We start from the raw sequence: 13,352 nt of genomic DNA on the forward strand, positions 1-13,352 counted from the left end.
CCGAACATGCCTATGCGTCTTGCCATCGTCGGTCGGCCTAATGTCGGGAAGTCGACATTGTTCAACCGGCTGGCGGGCAAGAAGCTCGCCATCGTCGACGACCAGCCCGGCGTCACCCGCGACCGCAAGTTCGCGACCGGCCGGATCGGCGACATCGACCTCGAGCTGATCGACACCGCCGGCTTCGAGAACGTCACCGACGACAGTCTCGAGTCGCGGATGCGCCAGCAGACCGAGACGGCGATCGAGGAGGCGGATGTCGCCCTGTTCGTGGTGGATGCCCGTGAAGGCGTCACTCCGATGGACAAGGTGTTCGCCGAACTGCTGCGCAAGCACGACAAGCCGGTGATCCTTGCGGCCAACAAGGCCGAGAGCAAGGCGTCGGAAGCCGGCGTCAACGAGGCGTTCGGCCTCGGCCTTGGCGAGCCTATCGCCATCTCGGCCGAGCACGGCGAGGGCATGGCCGACCTCTATCAGGCGCTGCTGGCGGTTTGGCCCGAGATCGACGACGAGCACGACGAGGAACTGGGCGACAAGCCTATCCGCATCGCCATTGTCGGACGACCCAACGCCGGCAAATCGACCCTGGTCAACAAGATGATCGGCGAAGACCGGCTGCTGACCGGTCCCGAAGCCGGCATCACCCGCGACGCCATTCCGGTCGACTGGACCTGGGAAGGTCGCCCGGTCCGGCTGGTTGACACGGCCGGCCTGCGCCGCAAGGCCAAGGTCCAGGAAAAGCTGGAGAAGCTGTCCACCGGCGACACCATCCGCGCGATCACGTTCGCCGAGGTCGTGATCCTGGTGATGGACGCCACCCATCCCTTCGAAATCCAGGATCTGCAGATCGCCGACCTGGTGGAGCGCGAAGGCCGCGGCTTGGTCTTCTGCCTCACCAAGTGGGATCTGATCGAAAATCAGGGCGCGACCCTGAAGGAACTCACCGAAGAGGCTGGCCGCCTTCTGCCGCAGCTGCGCGGCTCGCCCGTCGTGGCGCTGTCGGCCGAGACCGGGCGCCATCTCGACCGGCTGATGCCGGCGGTATTCAAGGTGCATGGCGACTGGTCGACCAAGGTCAAGACCCGCGACCTGAACGACTGGCTGCAGATGGCGATGGAGCGGCATCCGCCGCCGGCCGTGAACGGCCGGCGCGTGAAGCCGAAGTACATGGCCCAGACCAAGGCCAGGCCGCCGACCTTCGTGCTGTTCGCGACCCGCGCCGACCAGCTCCCCGACCACTATCGGCGCTACTTGATCAACTCTCTGCGCGAGAGCTTCGACATGCCGGGCGTGCCGATGCGGCTGACGGTGAAGTCGAACAAGAACCCCTACGCCGAGGGCGAGGAGAAAGGCGGCCCGGCGCCGAAGTCTTCGGTTCCGACCTTCGCCCCCAAGCTCGGCAAGAAGGTGGTCACGCCGAAGGGCGTGGCCGCGGTGCGGGCCAAGGCGTCGGGCGGCGCCGTCGAGGCCGCCGAAAAGACCGGTAAGCCCAAGGCCAAGCCGAAGACCAAGCAGGTCGCACCGGGCAAGCCTAAGGTGGGGGCGGGCCCGACGCCGAAGGGCCGGGCCGCCAAGCTCAATCGTCCAGGCGTCAAGCCGAAACGAGCTTCGCGCCCGACTTCCACGCGTCGAACAGGACGTTAGTCTTCGGCAGGCCGAGCTCGGCCTGCGCCAGTTCAACGATCAGCGGACCGATCTCCGACGGATGCGGCAGGCTCATCGGGTCTTCGCCCGGCATGGCTTCGGCGCGCATCTTGGTGCGCATGACGCCCGGATCGATCAGGGCGGCGCGGACGGTCGTGTTCTCCAACTCGTCGGCCCAGGTGCGAACCAGATGCTCCATGGCGGCCTTGGACGCGCCATAGGCCCCCCAGAAGGCCTTGGGACGTTCGACGCGGCCTGTGGTGAAGAACAGGCCGCGACCGGACTGCGAAGCGCGCAGCAGACGCTCGGTCGAGCGGATCAGGCGATAGGTCGAGGTGGTGTTGGCGGCGAACACCTTCTCCCAGGTCGGCGGATCGATGTGCGAGACCGGCGTCAGGCCGCCCAAGATGGCGGCGGCGTGAACCAGGACGTCCAGCTTGCCGAAGCGCTGATGGATGGCCAGGCCGAGCGCGTCGATGCCCTCGCCGTTGGCGAGGTCGAGCGGGACCAGCGTAGCCGACTTGCCGGAGGCGGCCTTGATCTCGTCGTCCAGCTCCTCAAGCGCGCCCTGATTGCGGGCTGTGGCGACGACGTGGGCGCCGGCCTTGGCGAGGGCCAGGGCGCATTCGCGGCCGATGCCGCGGCTGGCGCCGGTGACCAGGGCGATGCGGCCGTCGAGGGGGAGGGTGTCAGTCATGCACGGGCTCTTGAAGCGGGCGATGGGCGTAGCGCTGCGCCAGGGCGGCGCAGACCATGAGTTGGAACTGGTGATAGAGCATCACCGGCAGAAGCACGAACCCTACCGTTGCGGCAGGGAACAGCACGCCGGCCATCGGCACGCCAGCGGCCAGGCTCTTGTTGCAACCAGCGAAGGCGATGGCGATCTCGTCCTCCTTTGAAAAGCCGCGGGTGCGGGCGATCCAGATCATCAGGCCGAGGGTGAGCGCGAGCAGCAGCAGACAGACCACTACGATGCGGGCGAGGTCGAAGGCCGACACCTTCGACCAGATGCCGGCGACAACGGCGCCGGAGAAGGCGTTGTAGACCACCAGCAGGATGGAGCCGCGATCGACCAGGCCGAGCGGCTTGGCGTTCTTCTGGACCCAGCCGCCGATCCAGCGGCGCAGGATCTGGCCGGCCAGGAACGGCGCCAGCAGCTGCAAGAGAATTGCCTGGAAGGACGAGAATGACAGGGCGCCTTGCGCGCCCAGCAGCCCGCCGACCAGCAGGGGCGTGGCGATCATGCCCAGCAGGTTCGAGACCGAGGCGCCGCAGACCGCGGCCGCGACATTGCCGCGGCCGATGGCGGTGAAGCCGATCGCCGACTGGATCGTCGACGGCAGGCAGGCGAGATAGATCAGGCCCGGCGCGAGGGCGGCGGGGACGATCCAGCCGGGAAGCGACGCCGCGCCGAGGCCCAGCAGCGGCCAGAAGACGAAGGTGGTGACCAGCACCAACCCGTGAAGCCGCCAGTGCAGCAGGCCCTTGAGCACGGCCTCCTGGCTCAGCTTGGCGCCGTGGATGAAGAAGACGAGCGCAATGCCGACCTTGGTCAGGCCGCCGACGACCGGGGCCGCCTCGCCGCGGGCGGGAAGCGCCGAGGCCAGCACGACCATGCCGACGATGGCGGCGATGTACCAGTCGAGCCCCAGCGCCTTCAGCCAGGCCCGCGGGCCCGAACTCACGCGTCGACCAGGAACGACAGCTGGCGGTCGGCGCCGTCGTTGCGGCCTTCGGCGATTTCCCGGTCCAGCAGGCGGGTCGGATAATCGCCGGTGAAGTAGTGGTCGGTGAACTGCGGATTGGCTGGATCGCGGGGCGCGGCCTGCATGGCTTCGTAGAGCCCATCAACCGACAGATAGCCCATGGTGTCGACCTCGAGGATCTTGGCGATCTCCTCGACCGACTTGTTGGCCGCCAGCAGATGCTCGCGGTCGGGCATGTCGATGCCATAGTAGTCGGGCCACATGATCGGCGGCGAAGCCGAGCGGAGATGAACCTCCTTGGCGCCGGCCTCGCGGACCATGCGGACGATCTTCAGCGAGGTGGTGCCGCGGACGATAGAGTCGTCGATCAGCACCACACGCTTGCCGGCGAGCACCGCGCGGTTGGGGCTGTGCTTCATGCGCACGCCCAGTTCGCGGACCCCCTGCGTCGGCTGGATGAAGGTACGGCCGACATAATGGTTGCGGATGATGCCCATTTCGAAGGGCAGACCGCTTTCCTGCGAATAGCCGATAGCGGCAGGCACGCCGGAGTCGGGCACCGGCACGACCACATCGGCCTCGACGCCGCTCTCCTGGGCCAGGCGACGGCCCATGCGTTTACGCACCTCGTAGACCGAGCGGCCGTTCACGACGCTGTCGGGGCGAGCAAAGTAGACGTATTCGAACACGCAGGGGCGCGCCTGGGCGGCGGGGAACGGCTTCAGGCTGCGGATGCCCTTGTGGTCGATGACGACCATTTCGCCGTGCTCGATGTCGCGCACGAACTTGGCGCCGATCATGTCGAGGGCGCAGGTCTCGGAGGCGAGCACGGCCTTGCCATCGAGATCGCCCAGCACCAGCGGGCGGATGCCAAGCGGGTCACGGACGCCGATCAGCTTCTTGTTGGTGAGGGCGACCAGGGCGTAGCCACCTTCGATCTTGCTCAGCGCGTCGATGAAGCGCTCGACGAACTTGGCCTTCCGCGAGCGGGCGAGGAGGTGAAGGATCACCTCGCTGTCCGAGGTCGACTGGAAGATCGCGCCCTCGGCGACCAGCTGCTCGCGCAGGGTCAGGAAGTTGGTGAGGTTGCCGTTGTGGGCCAGGGCCACGCCCCCGGCCTCGAGATCGGCGAACATCGGCTGGACGTTGCGGATGAAGCTGCCGCCGGCGGTGGAATAGCGCGTGTGGCCGATGGCCGAATGACCGGGCAGACGATCGACCAGGTCGGGGCCGGCGAACGCGTCGCCGACATGGCCCATATGGCGTTCGGTATGGAAGCGCTGCCCGTCGAAGACGGCGATGCCGCAGGCCTCCTGTCCGCGGTGCTGGAGGGCGTGCAGGCCCAGGGCGGCGATGGCGGCGGCGGCGGGCGTATCATAGACGCCGAAGACGCCGCATTCGAGACGCGGCGCGTCGTCGTCAGGGTCGCGGTAGGTCGGCTGAAGCCGTCGATCTTGGTTCAGATTCATCGGGATTTCTCCACCAGATCGTCGAGGCCGTGTCGTTCGCGCGGGTCATAGCCTTGGGCGTCACCGGAGTCACCCCGGTCCGTCGCCGAACCTTCACGAACAGCTTCGCCAATCGACGGCGTCAGCTTGCCAGCCATGTCTAACCCCTTGGGCGCGAAGGCCTTTAGTATATGGGCCGCGGTATTGGTCAGCGGGTAAAACGCCGCACCCGTCATCCATCTCGGCACCCGGTCCGCCGGTGTCGCGGCCTGGAAGGCCAGCATGAGCCCGCCGAGGACAACCAAGGCGCGCAGGAGGCCGAATCCAAGCCCTACCGAGCGGTCGAGCACGCCCAGCACATGGGTGCTGTGCACCCCGCGCACCATGGCCCCGCCGGTGACGCGTAATGTCGCATAGACCAGGACGAAGACGACCACGCCTGCCGCCACCGTGCCGGCCCAGTCCGGATCGAGCAGCGAGCGGCCGATGGGGCCGGTCCAGCGCAGGCCGTAGATCGCCAGCACGGCGGCGAGGATGAACGACAGCGCGCGCACCATCTCGCGCGTCGCTCCGCTGAAGAAGCCGAACGCGGCCGAGGTCAGCAGGACCGCCAGGACGATTATGTCGAACCAGGGCAACCCCTTACTCCCACTGGCCATCGCCGATGCGCCGGATGGCGTCGGCGAGTCGGGTGGCCCCTGTCACCTTCAGAACCGAGCCTTCCAAGCCTTGCGGCCCCAGCGCGCGCTTGAAGCCGAGCTTGGCGGCCTCCTTCATGCGGGATTCCATGCGGCTCACCGGCCGAATGTCGCCCGACAGACTGATCTCGCCGAAGACGACGCAGTCTTGCGGCAGGGCGACGTCAAGCGCCGACGAGGCCAGCGCCGCCGCCGCTGCGAGGTCCGCGGCCGGTTCGGTCACCCGCAGGCCGCCAGCCACGTTCAGATAGACGTCGCGGTCGCCGAGCGCGAGGCCGCAGCGCGCCTCCAGCACGGCCAGGACCATGGCGAGGCGTCCGGAATCCCAGCCAACGACCGCGCGCCGCGGCGTACCGTAAGCCGATGGCGCGACCAGCGCCTGGAACTCGACCAACACCGGCCGCGAGCCCTCGATGCCGGCGAAGACGGCCGCGCCGGCCGCGCGCTCGCCCGAGGTGTCGAGGAACAGGGCCGAGGGATTGCGCACCTCGGCCAGACCGGCGTCGCCCATCTCGAAGACGCCGATCTCGTCGGTAGCGCCGAAGCGGTTCTTGGTTCCGCGCAGGATGCGGAAGGGATAGCCGCGCTCGCCCTCGAAGGTCAGGACGGCGTCGACCATGTGCTCGACCACGCGCGGGCCAGCGATGGCCCCGTCCTTGGTGACGTGGCCGACGAGGATCATGGCGACCGATTGCTTCTTGGCCAGCCGCACCAGTTCGCCGGCTGCGGCGCGGACCTGGGTGACCGAGCCCGGCGCGGCCTCGTGGGCGTCGCTCCACATGGTCTGGATGGAGTCGATGACGACAAGGTCGAATTTCTCGCGCTTCAGGCTCTCGAGGATGTCACGCAGCGAGGTCTCGGCCGCCAGCCTCACGGGCGCGTCGTGCAGGCCCATGCGCTGGGCGCGGCCGCGGACCTGCTCGATCGCCTCTTCGCCGGAGATATAGGCGCAGCGGACGCCGCGACGGGCAGCGTTGGCGGCGACTTGCAGCAGCAATGTCGATTTCCCGACGCCTGGGTCGCCGCCCAGCAGGATGGCCGAGCCTGGCACGACGCCCCCGCCGCAGACGCGGTCGAATTCGTCGACGCCGGTCGAAAGGCGCGGCGGGGCGGGGGTCTCGTCCTCCAGGCCTTGGAAGTTCAGGCCGCGGCCACGCGAGGCGCGGCTGGGCGCCAGCGCCCCGGGCGGACGGCTCTGGACCTCCTCGACCAAGGTGTTCCAGGCGCTGCAGGCAGGACATTGGCCGGCCCATTTGCTCTGCACCGCCCCGCAGGACTGGCAGACATAGACGGCGCCGTCGCGGGCCATGCGTGCTCCTGATTCGCTGAAAGCCATAGTCTAGCGCCGCGCGCGGGCGGCGTCCGTCGCACCGAAGTTGGCGTGTGTCGATCTACGTGGGATAGACTCGCACAGCGGGGGTATGGCGGTGAAATTTCTCGAAGGGCTGGAGAGATAGATGAGCGCAGTAGAACCGGGGTCGGCGACAAGCGGCCTGGTCGATCGGGTCAAGTCGATCCTGATGAAGCCGTCGGCGACCTGGGAGGTCATTGAAGCCGAGCCGGCGACGGTGGCCGGCCTGTTCAAGGGATATGTCGTCCCGCTATCGCTGATCCCGGCGGTCGCGGGCCTGATCGGCGGACTGGTCTTCGGGTACGGCGGCTTCGGCTTGACCTTCAAGCCGTCGATCCTTGGCGCGCTTATCTCGGCCGCGGTCAGTTTCGGCGGCGGGTTGCTCGCCGTCTATCTGATGAGCCTGATCATCGACGGCCTCGCGCCCACCTTCGAGGGCGAGAGGAACAGGATTCAGGCCATGAAGGTCGCGGCCTATTCGGGAACGGCCGGCTGGCTGGCCGGAATTTTCGCGATCTACCCGCCGATCTCCGTTCTCTCCCTTCTGGGGCTCTACAGCTTTTATCTGCTCTACAAAGGGCTGCCGCGACTGATGAAGGCGCCGGAGACCAAGGCGACGGCCTACACCGCGTCGGTCGTGATCATCGCCATCGTCCTGGGCGTCATCATCGCCGCCCTAACCTCGCCCCTGCAAAGACTCGGGGGGATCGATCGCAGCGTGGCGGCCGGTACGGTCAACGTCGGCGGCAAGTCGGTCGATCTGGCCGAACTCGAAGCTCAGTCCAAGCGGCTCGAAGCCGCCGCCAAGCAGATCGAGAGCGGCAAGGCGCCTGAAGCGGTCGCTCCAGATGTGCTCAAGGCGTATCTGCCTGACGGCGTCGCCGGCTACGCGCGCACCGAGGTCACGACGGGGTCGGGCGGGGCGGCCGGCATGAACGGCTCGCAGGCCGAGGGCGTCTATACCAAGGGCGATGCGAAGATCCGCCTCAGCGTCACTGATCTCGGCGCGGCCGGCGCCCTGGCGGGCTTGGCCAACGCCTTCAACGTGCAGTCGTCCAGCGAGAAGGACGGGAAGTACGAGAAGGTCGGCAAGGTCGACGGACGAATGACCCAGGAGTCTTACGACAGCGCCAGCAAGCACGGGCAGTACAGCGTTCTGGTCGGCGACCGCTTCATGGTCGCCGCAGAGGGCGAGGGTGCGAGCATCGACGAACTGAAGGCGGCGACCGCGGCGGTGGGCCCGGCCAAGCTGGAGGCGCTGTCGAAGGGCTAGACTTCGCCCAGATAGACGCGCTCGGCGCGGCCCCCGCCGAGGCGAACGAGGCATTCGTGCGCCACGGTGCCGGCGGCCGCCGCAGCGTCGTCTATCGGCACGTTTGGGCCGAGCAGTTCCACATACTCGCCGATCGTCGCCGGCGCGTCGCCGATATCGATGGCGGTGAGGTCCATGTTGACGATGACCAATGGCCGTCGCGCGCCGCCGAACCAGGCGTAGCCGCCATGGCGCGAGGCGCGGATCAGCCCGTCGGCATAGCCGGCCGCGACGACGGCGATCCGCATCGGCCGCCGGGCGATCAGCGAGGCGCCGTAGCCCACCATCTCCCCAGGCGCGACGGCGCGGATATAGAGGATCGGGGCCTCCAGCGTGGCGACCGCCTCCAGGCGCGGGTCGGGGCGCTCCTCGGGCCCGCCGCCAAACAGGCTGATGCCGGGCCGCACGATGTCGTTGCGATAGTCCGTGCCAAGCATGATCCCCGCCGAGGCGGCGAAACTCGCTCGTACGCCTGGAAACAGGCGACGGACCTGTTCGAAGCGTCCACGCTGCAGCTCGTTGCGCGGATCGTCCGGCGACGTCGCCGAGCCGAGATGGCTCATGATCAGGCGCAGGTCGAGACCGCGAAGGCGATCGGTCGAGCCCGCGACGACGGCGGCTTCTTCCAGCGACAGGCCCTGGCGGTTCATGCCGGTGTCGGCCTGGATGGCGACCTGCGGCGGAGCCGCCGACGCGCGGCCGAAGGCGCTGGCCGCTTCGATCTGGGGCAGGCTGGAGAGCACCGGCGTCAGACCTGCGGCGACGAGGCGTGGCCCCGAACCGGGCAGAAAGCCGTCGAGTACGTAGATGGTGGCCGGCCGTTCGGCTCCGAGCGCGGTTCGCAGCGCCTCGCCCTCGGCCAGGCGGGCGACGAAGAAGGCGCGGGCGCCCTCCGCCCACAGCCGGCGCGCGATCCGGCCGGCGTCGAGCCCATAGCCGTCGGCCTTGACGACGGGGGCGGCTTCCGCTCCCGGAGCTTCCGCGCACAGCACGGCGTAGTTTCGGGCCAGGGCGTTCAGATCGATTGTCAGGCGGGCGGCGGTCGGCGAAGACATGCGTCCTCTTAGCCGAGCCTCAGCTAAGGCTCTAGTGAGGGTCGTAGTAGCCGTCGCGGGCCAGGTTGCCGAACTTGGTGATGTCTTCGTTGAAGGACAGCTTCACGGTGCCGATGGGGCCGTGGCGCTGCTTGGCGATGATGACGTCGGCGGTGCCCCGCACCTTGTCCATCTCTTCCTGCCAGGTCAGGTGCTCGGGCGTCCCCTCTCGCGGCTCTGAGCGACCGAGGTAGTAGCTCTCGCGGTAGATGAACATCACCATGTCGGCGTCCTGCTCAATGGAGCCGGATTCCCGCAGGTCGGAGAGCTGGGGCCGCTTGTCCTCGCGGTTTTCCACCTGGCGGGAGAGCTGCGAAAGCGCGATGACCGGCACCGCCAGTTCCTTGGCGAGAGCCTTCATCGACTGGGTGATCATCGAGACTTCCTGCACCCGGTTGTCGCTCTTGCCATCGCCTCCTGTGACGAGCTGGAGGTAGTCGATGACGATGAGATCGAGGCCGTGGGTCCGCTTCAAGCGGCGGGCGCGGGCCGCGAGCTTGGCGATGGTGATGCCGCCGGTGGCGTCGATGAACAGCGGCGCATCCTGGATCTCGAGCGCCGCGTCGCGGATGCGGCCGAACTCCAGGGCGTCGATCTCACCCTTGCGGAGCTTGTCGCCAGAGACCCCGGACACCTCGGCGAGAAGACGCATGGCCAGCTGGTCCGCCGACATTTCCAGCGAGAAGAAGGCCACGACGCCGCCGCGGACGGTCTTCTTGGTGCCGTCGGGCTGAGGCTCCCACGCATAGTTGCGCGCGACGTCGAAGGCGACGTTACAGGCCAGCGAAGTCTTTCCCATCGAGGGGCGAGCCGCGAGGATCACGAGGTCGGACGGGTGCAGGCCGCCGATCTTGCGGTCGAGGTCCAGCAGGCCGGTCGAGGTCCCGGCGAGGCCGCCGTCGCGGGCGTGGGCCTCGGCCGCCAGGGTGACGGCGCCGTGCACGGCTTCCGAGAAGGGCACGAAGCCCTGGTTGTTGCCGCCGCTCTCGGCCAGGGCGAACAGCTGGGCCTCGGCCGACTCGATCTGGTCGCGGGCCGAGCGGTCGGCGTCGCCCTGCTGGGCGGTCAGCGCGATCTCGCCGCCAATGCGGATCAGATCGCGGCGCAGCGCCAGGTCGTAGACTGCACGGGTGTAATCGGCGGCGTTGGCGGCCGGCGGGGCGCGGTCGACCAGGTCGGCGAGGTAGCGGATGCCGCCGAGTTCCTCGAAGGCGGGATCGCGGTTGAACTGCTCCGCCAGCAGGATCGGCTCGGCCAGCTGCCCTTTGCGGACCGCGGTCTCGATGGCCGTGAACAGGCGCTGATGGAAGGGTTCGTAGAAGTGGCGAGCCTGGAGGAAGTCGCCGATCCGCTCGAAGGCGGCGTTGTCATAGAGCAGGGCGCCCAGCAGCGCCTGCTCGGCCTCGATATTGGCCGGGGCATGCGGGATCGCTGCGTCGTTCTGCGGGGGGCGAAGGTCGAGAGCCGGGACTATGGACATCGGTTTACAGATAGCTAACCCGACGGGGGGCGGTCTGCGCCGATCTCGGCGGAACCCACAGTTTAAATGTCGCCTGTGGACAGCTTAACGACAACGGCGCGGGACCTTGATGGTCCCGCGCCGCGTCAGTTTCGGTCGTAAGTCGAGGTCAGGCTACCACTTCATCGCCAGGCGGCCGTAGACGAACCGGCCGCCGAATCCGAACGGCGAGAACGACGAGAACGGCGCCGCCGAGGTCGTGTTCTGCGACGGGATGATCTGGCGCGGATAGACGTCGAAGACGTTGTCGGCGCCGATCGAGGCCGTCAGGCCGACGGGGAAGGTGTAGCGGGCTTCCAGATCCACCAGGCCGCGCGTGCCGGTGTGGTTGTCGGCGCTGCCGTCAGCCAGGGTTCCGGGCGAAAGGACGTCCCCGTAGAAGGTGGTGCGGACGGTCGCGCCCCAGGCTTCGCGGCTCCAGTCGCCTTGCAAGGTCAGCTTGTGCTTCGGCGTGCCGTCCTCGAAGCGCAGCGTCGCCTGGCGGGCGAAGAGCGAGGTCGGGGTCGGCAGGATCGAGGTCTTGGTGACCGGAGTCTTGGTCACTTCGACATCGTTGTAGTTGCCCGCGGCGGTCAGGTCGAACGTGCCGGCCTGGTCATCGACGATGCGGTAGCGCGCGACCACGTCCACGCCGACGGTCTCGGTGTCGACGCCGTTGATGAAGAAGCGGGCCGCCGACGCGCCGTATGGCGCCAGCAGGTCGTAGATCACGCGGCCGTTGGTGCCCGGCGCGGCGGTCGGGCTGCCGGTCAGGGTCTCGGAGAGGACGATGCGGTCCTTCACGTCGATCTTGTAGCCGTCGACCGTCAGTTCGAACGCGCCGCGGCGGAAGACGAAGCCCAGGGCGTAGTTGTCGGAGGTTTCAGCCTTCAGCGGTTCGGCGCCCAGAGCGCGGGCGACCTGGCTGGTGGCCGGATAGGTGCCGGTCTCGAAGGGGACGTTGTTGATGTAAAGGATCGAGGTCGAGGTGTAGTACTGCTGCTGCAGCGCCGGGGCGCGGAAGCCGCTGGAGATGGCGCCGCGGATGGCGAACTCCGGAGTGACTTCGTAGCGACCGGCGACCTTGTAGGTCGTGGTGTCGCCGAAGTCGGAATAGTCCTCGTAGCGCAGCGCGGCCGACAAGGTCAGGTTTTCAGTGACCTTGCCTTCCAGGTCGACATAGACGCCCACCGCATCGCGATCGACGTCCACTTCGTTGGACGGGGTGAAGCCGGTGAAGCCGCGCGAGCCGAAGGCGACGTTGGTGATCGGGCCGCGGGCGTAGGAGGCGACCTCGCCCTGGTTGATCTTGTAGCCTTCCTTGCGGGCCTCGAGACCGAAGGCGACGTTCAGCGGGCCGGCGAGGCCCACGTCGAACTCACGGCTGAAGTCCGCGCCGAAGACCAGTTGGTCATAGGTCAGGCCGCCGGCCTGGAACGAGGTCGGCGAGGTCGCGCCATATGACGGGTTGATCGTGTTCTGGACGCCGAAATCGATGTCGTTCTTGCCGTAGACGAGGTTGATGTCGGCCTTGAAGCCGGCGATCTCGCCACGGATGCCGACGCCGGCGCTGACGTCTTCGGTGTCGGTCGTCAGATAGGGCAGGTAGCCGTTCGGATAGACCGACAGAATGTTCTGCTGGGTGTCGGTCGGCAGGCGATAGGTGGCGGCGCTGGAGGCGTCGCGGTGCTGGTAGCCGTACCAGCCGTAGAGGTCCCAGTCGCCCAGCGGCTTGCCCGCGTTGGCGTAGAACGAGATGTCGTCCACGTCGGCGTCACCGAAGCGCGAGGTGATGCGGTTCGGGGTGACGCGCTTGTCGATGTCGCTGCGGTTGGTGTGCTCGCGCGAGCGGTATTCGGCCGACAGCGTCAGGAAGCCGTCGCCGAGGATGCTCAGGCCCTGCCAGCCCGAGACGGTCGTGGTGGCGCCGTCGCGGATGTCGTCCTTGCGGCCGTAATAGCCGTCGAAGCTCGTGACGTACGATCCGTAGGTCACCGACAGCCCGCCGCCGCTGGAGGCTTCGCGCAGGCGGATGTTGATGACGCCGGCGATCGCGTCCGAGCCGTATTGAGCCGAAGCGCCGTCGCGCAGGACTTCGATGCGGTCGATGGCCGTCGACGGAATGGCGTTCAGGTCGACAGCGGCCGAACCGCGGCCCACCGAGCCGTTGGTGTTGACCAGGGCGGTGGCGTGGCGGCGCGTGCCGTTGACCAGCACCAGGGTCTGGTCCGGACCCTGGCCGCGCAGGGTGGCCGGGCGCAGGGCGTCGGTGCCGTCGGTGTTCGACGGACGCGGGAAGGTGATGGACGGAACGCTGGTCGCCAGGGCGGTGGCCAGCTCGGTCGTGCCGCGCTGTTGCAGCGCCTGGGCGCTGACCACGTCCACGGGGGCGAGGGTTTCGAGGCGCGAGCGGCCCTCGGTGCGGGTGCCGGTGACGACCAGCTCTTCGACTTCGCCGGCGCCGGATTGGGCGTAGGCCGAGCCGGCGATGAGACTCGCCGCAGACGAGGCTGCGAGCAGAAGCACGCTATATTTCATTGATAATCCCCAACTTTTCCCGTGAGAGGCGGGATTTGATTTATGGCCCTAGCGATAGACTAG

10 protein-coding genes are annotated in these 13,352 nt (G+C 67.9%); 2 read left to right on the forward strand and 8 right to left on the reverse strand.

Features of this window, described 5'->3' with window-relative positions; translation table 11 throughout:
- Positions 1-6: 6 nt before the first annotated feature.
- Positions 7-1,644, forward strand: a complete 1,638-nt coding sequence (gene der, locus ACE3T2_RS12905) for a ribosome biogenesis GTPase Der (RefSeq protein WP_374657952.1) — start codon at positions 7-9, stop codon at positions 1,642-1,644.
- On the opposite strand, the gene ACE3T2_RS12910 is transcribed toward der, so the two are convergent.
- Genes ACE3T2_RS12910 through radA form a run of 5 tightly spaced genes read right to left on the reverse strand, consistent with a single transcriptional unit; the run spans position 1,592 to position 6,805 of the window.
- Positions 1,592-2,341 (reverse strand): SDR family NAD(P)-dependent oxidoreductase, encoded by a 750-nt coding sequence (locus ACE3T2_RS12910; protein WP_374657954.1) that lies wholly within the window; start codon positions 2,339-2,341, stop codon positions 1,592-1,594. The two genes, der and ACE3T2_RS12910, sit on opposite strands and share 53 nt — an antisense overlap.
- A complete protein-coding gene (locus ACE3T2_RS12915; protein WP_374657956.1) occupies positions 2,334-3,329 on the reverse strand; it encodes a bile acid:sodium symporter family protein in 996 nt (331 codons plus the stop codon). Before ACE3T2_RS12915 ends, ACE3T2_RS12910 begins: the two co-directional genes overlap by 8 nt.
- The gene (gene purF / locus ACE3T2_RS12920; RefSeq protein ID WP_374657958.1) at positions 3,326-4,819 is read right to left on the reverse strand and encodes an amidophosphoribosyltransferase; all 1,494 of its coding nucleotides are present in this window, start codon (positions 4,817-4,819) and stop codon (positions 3,326-3,328) included. Before purF ends, ACE3T2_RS12915 begins: the two co-directional genes overlap by 4 nt.
- Complete coding sequence (locus ACE3T2_RS12925) at positions 4,816-5,436, reverse strand: CvpA family protein (RefSeq protein WP_374657960.1); 621 nt, start codon at positions 5,434-5,436, stop codon at positions 4,816-4,818. Before ACE3T2_RS12925 ends, purF begins: the two co-directional genes overlap by 4 nt.
- 4 nt (positions 5,437-5,440) lie before the next feature.
- Positions 5,441-6,805 carry a DNA repair protein RadA gene (radA, locus tag ACE3T2_RS12930; protein WP_374657962.1) on the reverse strand — a complete coding sequence of 455 codons (1,365 nt, stop codon included), beginning with the start codon at positions 6,803-6,805 and terminating at the stop codon, positions 5,441-5,443.
- A gap of 148 nt (positions 6,806-6,953) precedes the next feature.
- Between radA and ACE3T2_RS12935 the strand changes: the two genes are divergently transcribed.
- Positions 6,954-8,120, forward strand: a complete 1,167-nt coding sequence (locus ACE3T2_RS12935) for a Yip1 family protein (RefSeq protein WP_374657964.1) — start codon at positions 6,954-6,956, stop codon at positions 8,118-8,120.
- Here the strand turns inward: ACE3T2_RS12935 and alr are convergent.
- The 3 genes from alr to ACE3T2_RS12950 all read right to left on the reverse strand — a co-directional run bounded on the left by alr (position 8,117) and on the right by ACE3T2_RS12950 (position 13,289).
- The gene (gene alr / locus ACE3T2_RS12940; RefSeq protein ID WP_374657966.1) at positions 8,117-9,214 is read right to left on the reverse strand and encodes an alanine racemase; all 1,098 of its coding nucleotides are present in this window, start codon (positions 9,212-9,214) and stop codon (positions 8,117-8,119) included. The genes ACE3T2_RS12935 and alr overlap by 4 nt on opposite strands.
- Before the next feature lie 31 nt (positions 9,215-9,245).
- Entirely contained in the window at positions 9,246-10,733 is a 1,488-nt protein-coding gene (locus tag ACE3T2_RS12945; protein WP_374657968.1) for a replicative DNA helicase, read from the reverse strand.
- Between the two features lie 153 nt (positions 10,734-10,886).
- Positions 10,887-13,289 carry a TonB-dependent receptor plug domain-containing protein gene (locus ACE3T2_RS12950; protein ID WP_374657970.1) on the reverse strand — a complete coding sequence of 801 codons (2,403 nt, stop codon included), beginning with the start codon at positions 13,287-13,289 and terminating at the stop codon, positions 10,887-10,889.
- Positions 13,290-13,352: the final 63 nt, after the last annotated feature.

Source organism: Phenylobacterium sp. (assembly GCF_041919955.1).
Taxonomy (GTDB): Bacteria; Pseudomonadota; Alphaproteobacteria; order Caulobacterales; family Caulobacteraceae; genus Phenylobacterium.

Coding starts and splice junctions, on each gene's coding strand:
- der (WP_374657952.1), top strand. CDS start 7: ATGCCTATGCGTCTTGCCATCGTCGGTCGGCCTAATGTCGGGAAGTCG.
- ACE3T2_RS12910 (WP_374657954.1), bottom strand. CDS start 2,341: ATGACTGACACCCTCCCCCTCGACGGCCGCATCGCCCTGGTCACCGGC.
- purF (WP_374657958.1), bottom strand. CDS start 4,819: ATGAATCTGAACCAAGATCGACGGCTTCAGCCGACCTACCGCGACCCT.
- radA (WP_374657962.1), bottom strand. CDS start 6,805: ATGGCCCGCGACGGCGCCGTCTATGTCTGCCAGTCCTGCGGGGCGGTG.
- ACE3T2_RS12935 (WP_374657964.1), top strand. CDS start 6,954: ATGAGCGCAGTAGAACCGGGGTCGGCGACAAGCGGCCTGGTCGATCGG.
- alr (WP_374657966.1), bottom strand. CDS start 9,214: ATGTCTTCGCCGACCGCCGCCCGCCTGACAATCGATCTGAACGCCCTG.
- ACE3T2_RS12945 (WP_374657968.1), bottom strand. CDS start 10,733: ATGTCCATAGTCCCGGCTCTCGACCTTCGCCCCCCGCAGAACGACGCA.
- ACE3T2_RS12950 (WP_374657970.1), bottom strand. CDS start 13,289: ATGAAATATAGCGTGCTTCTGCTCGCAGCCTCGTCTGCGGCGAGTCTC.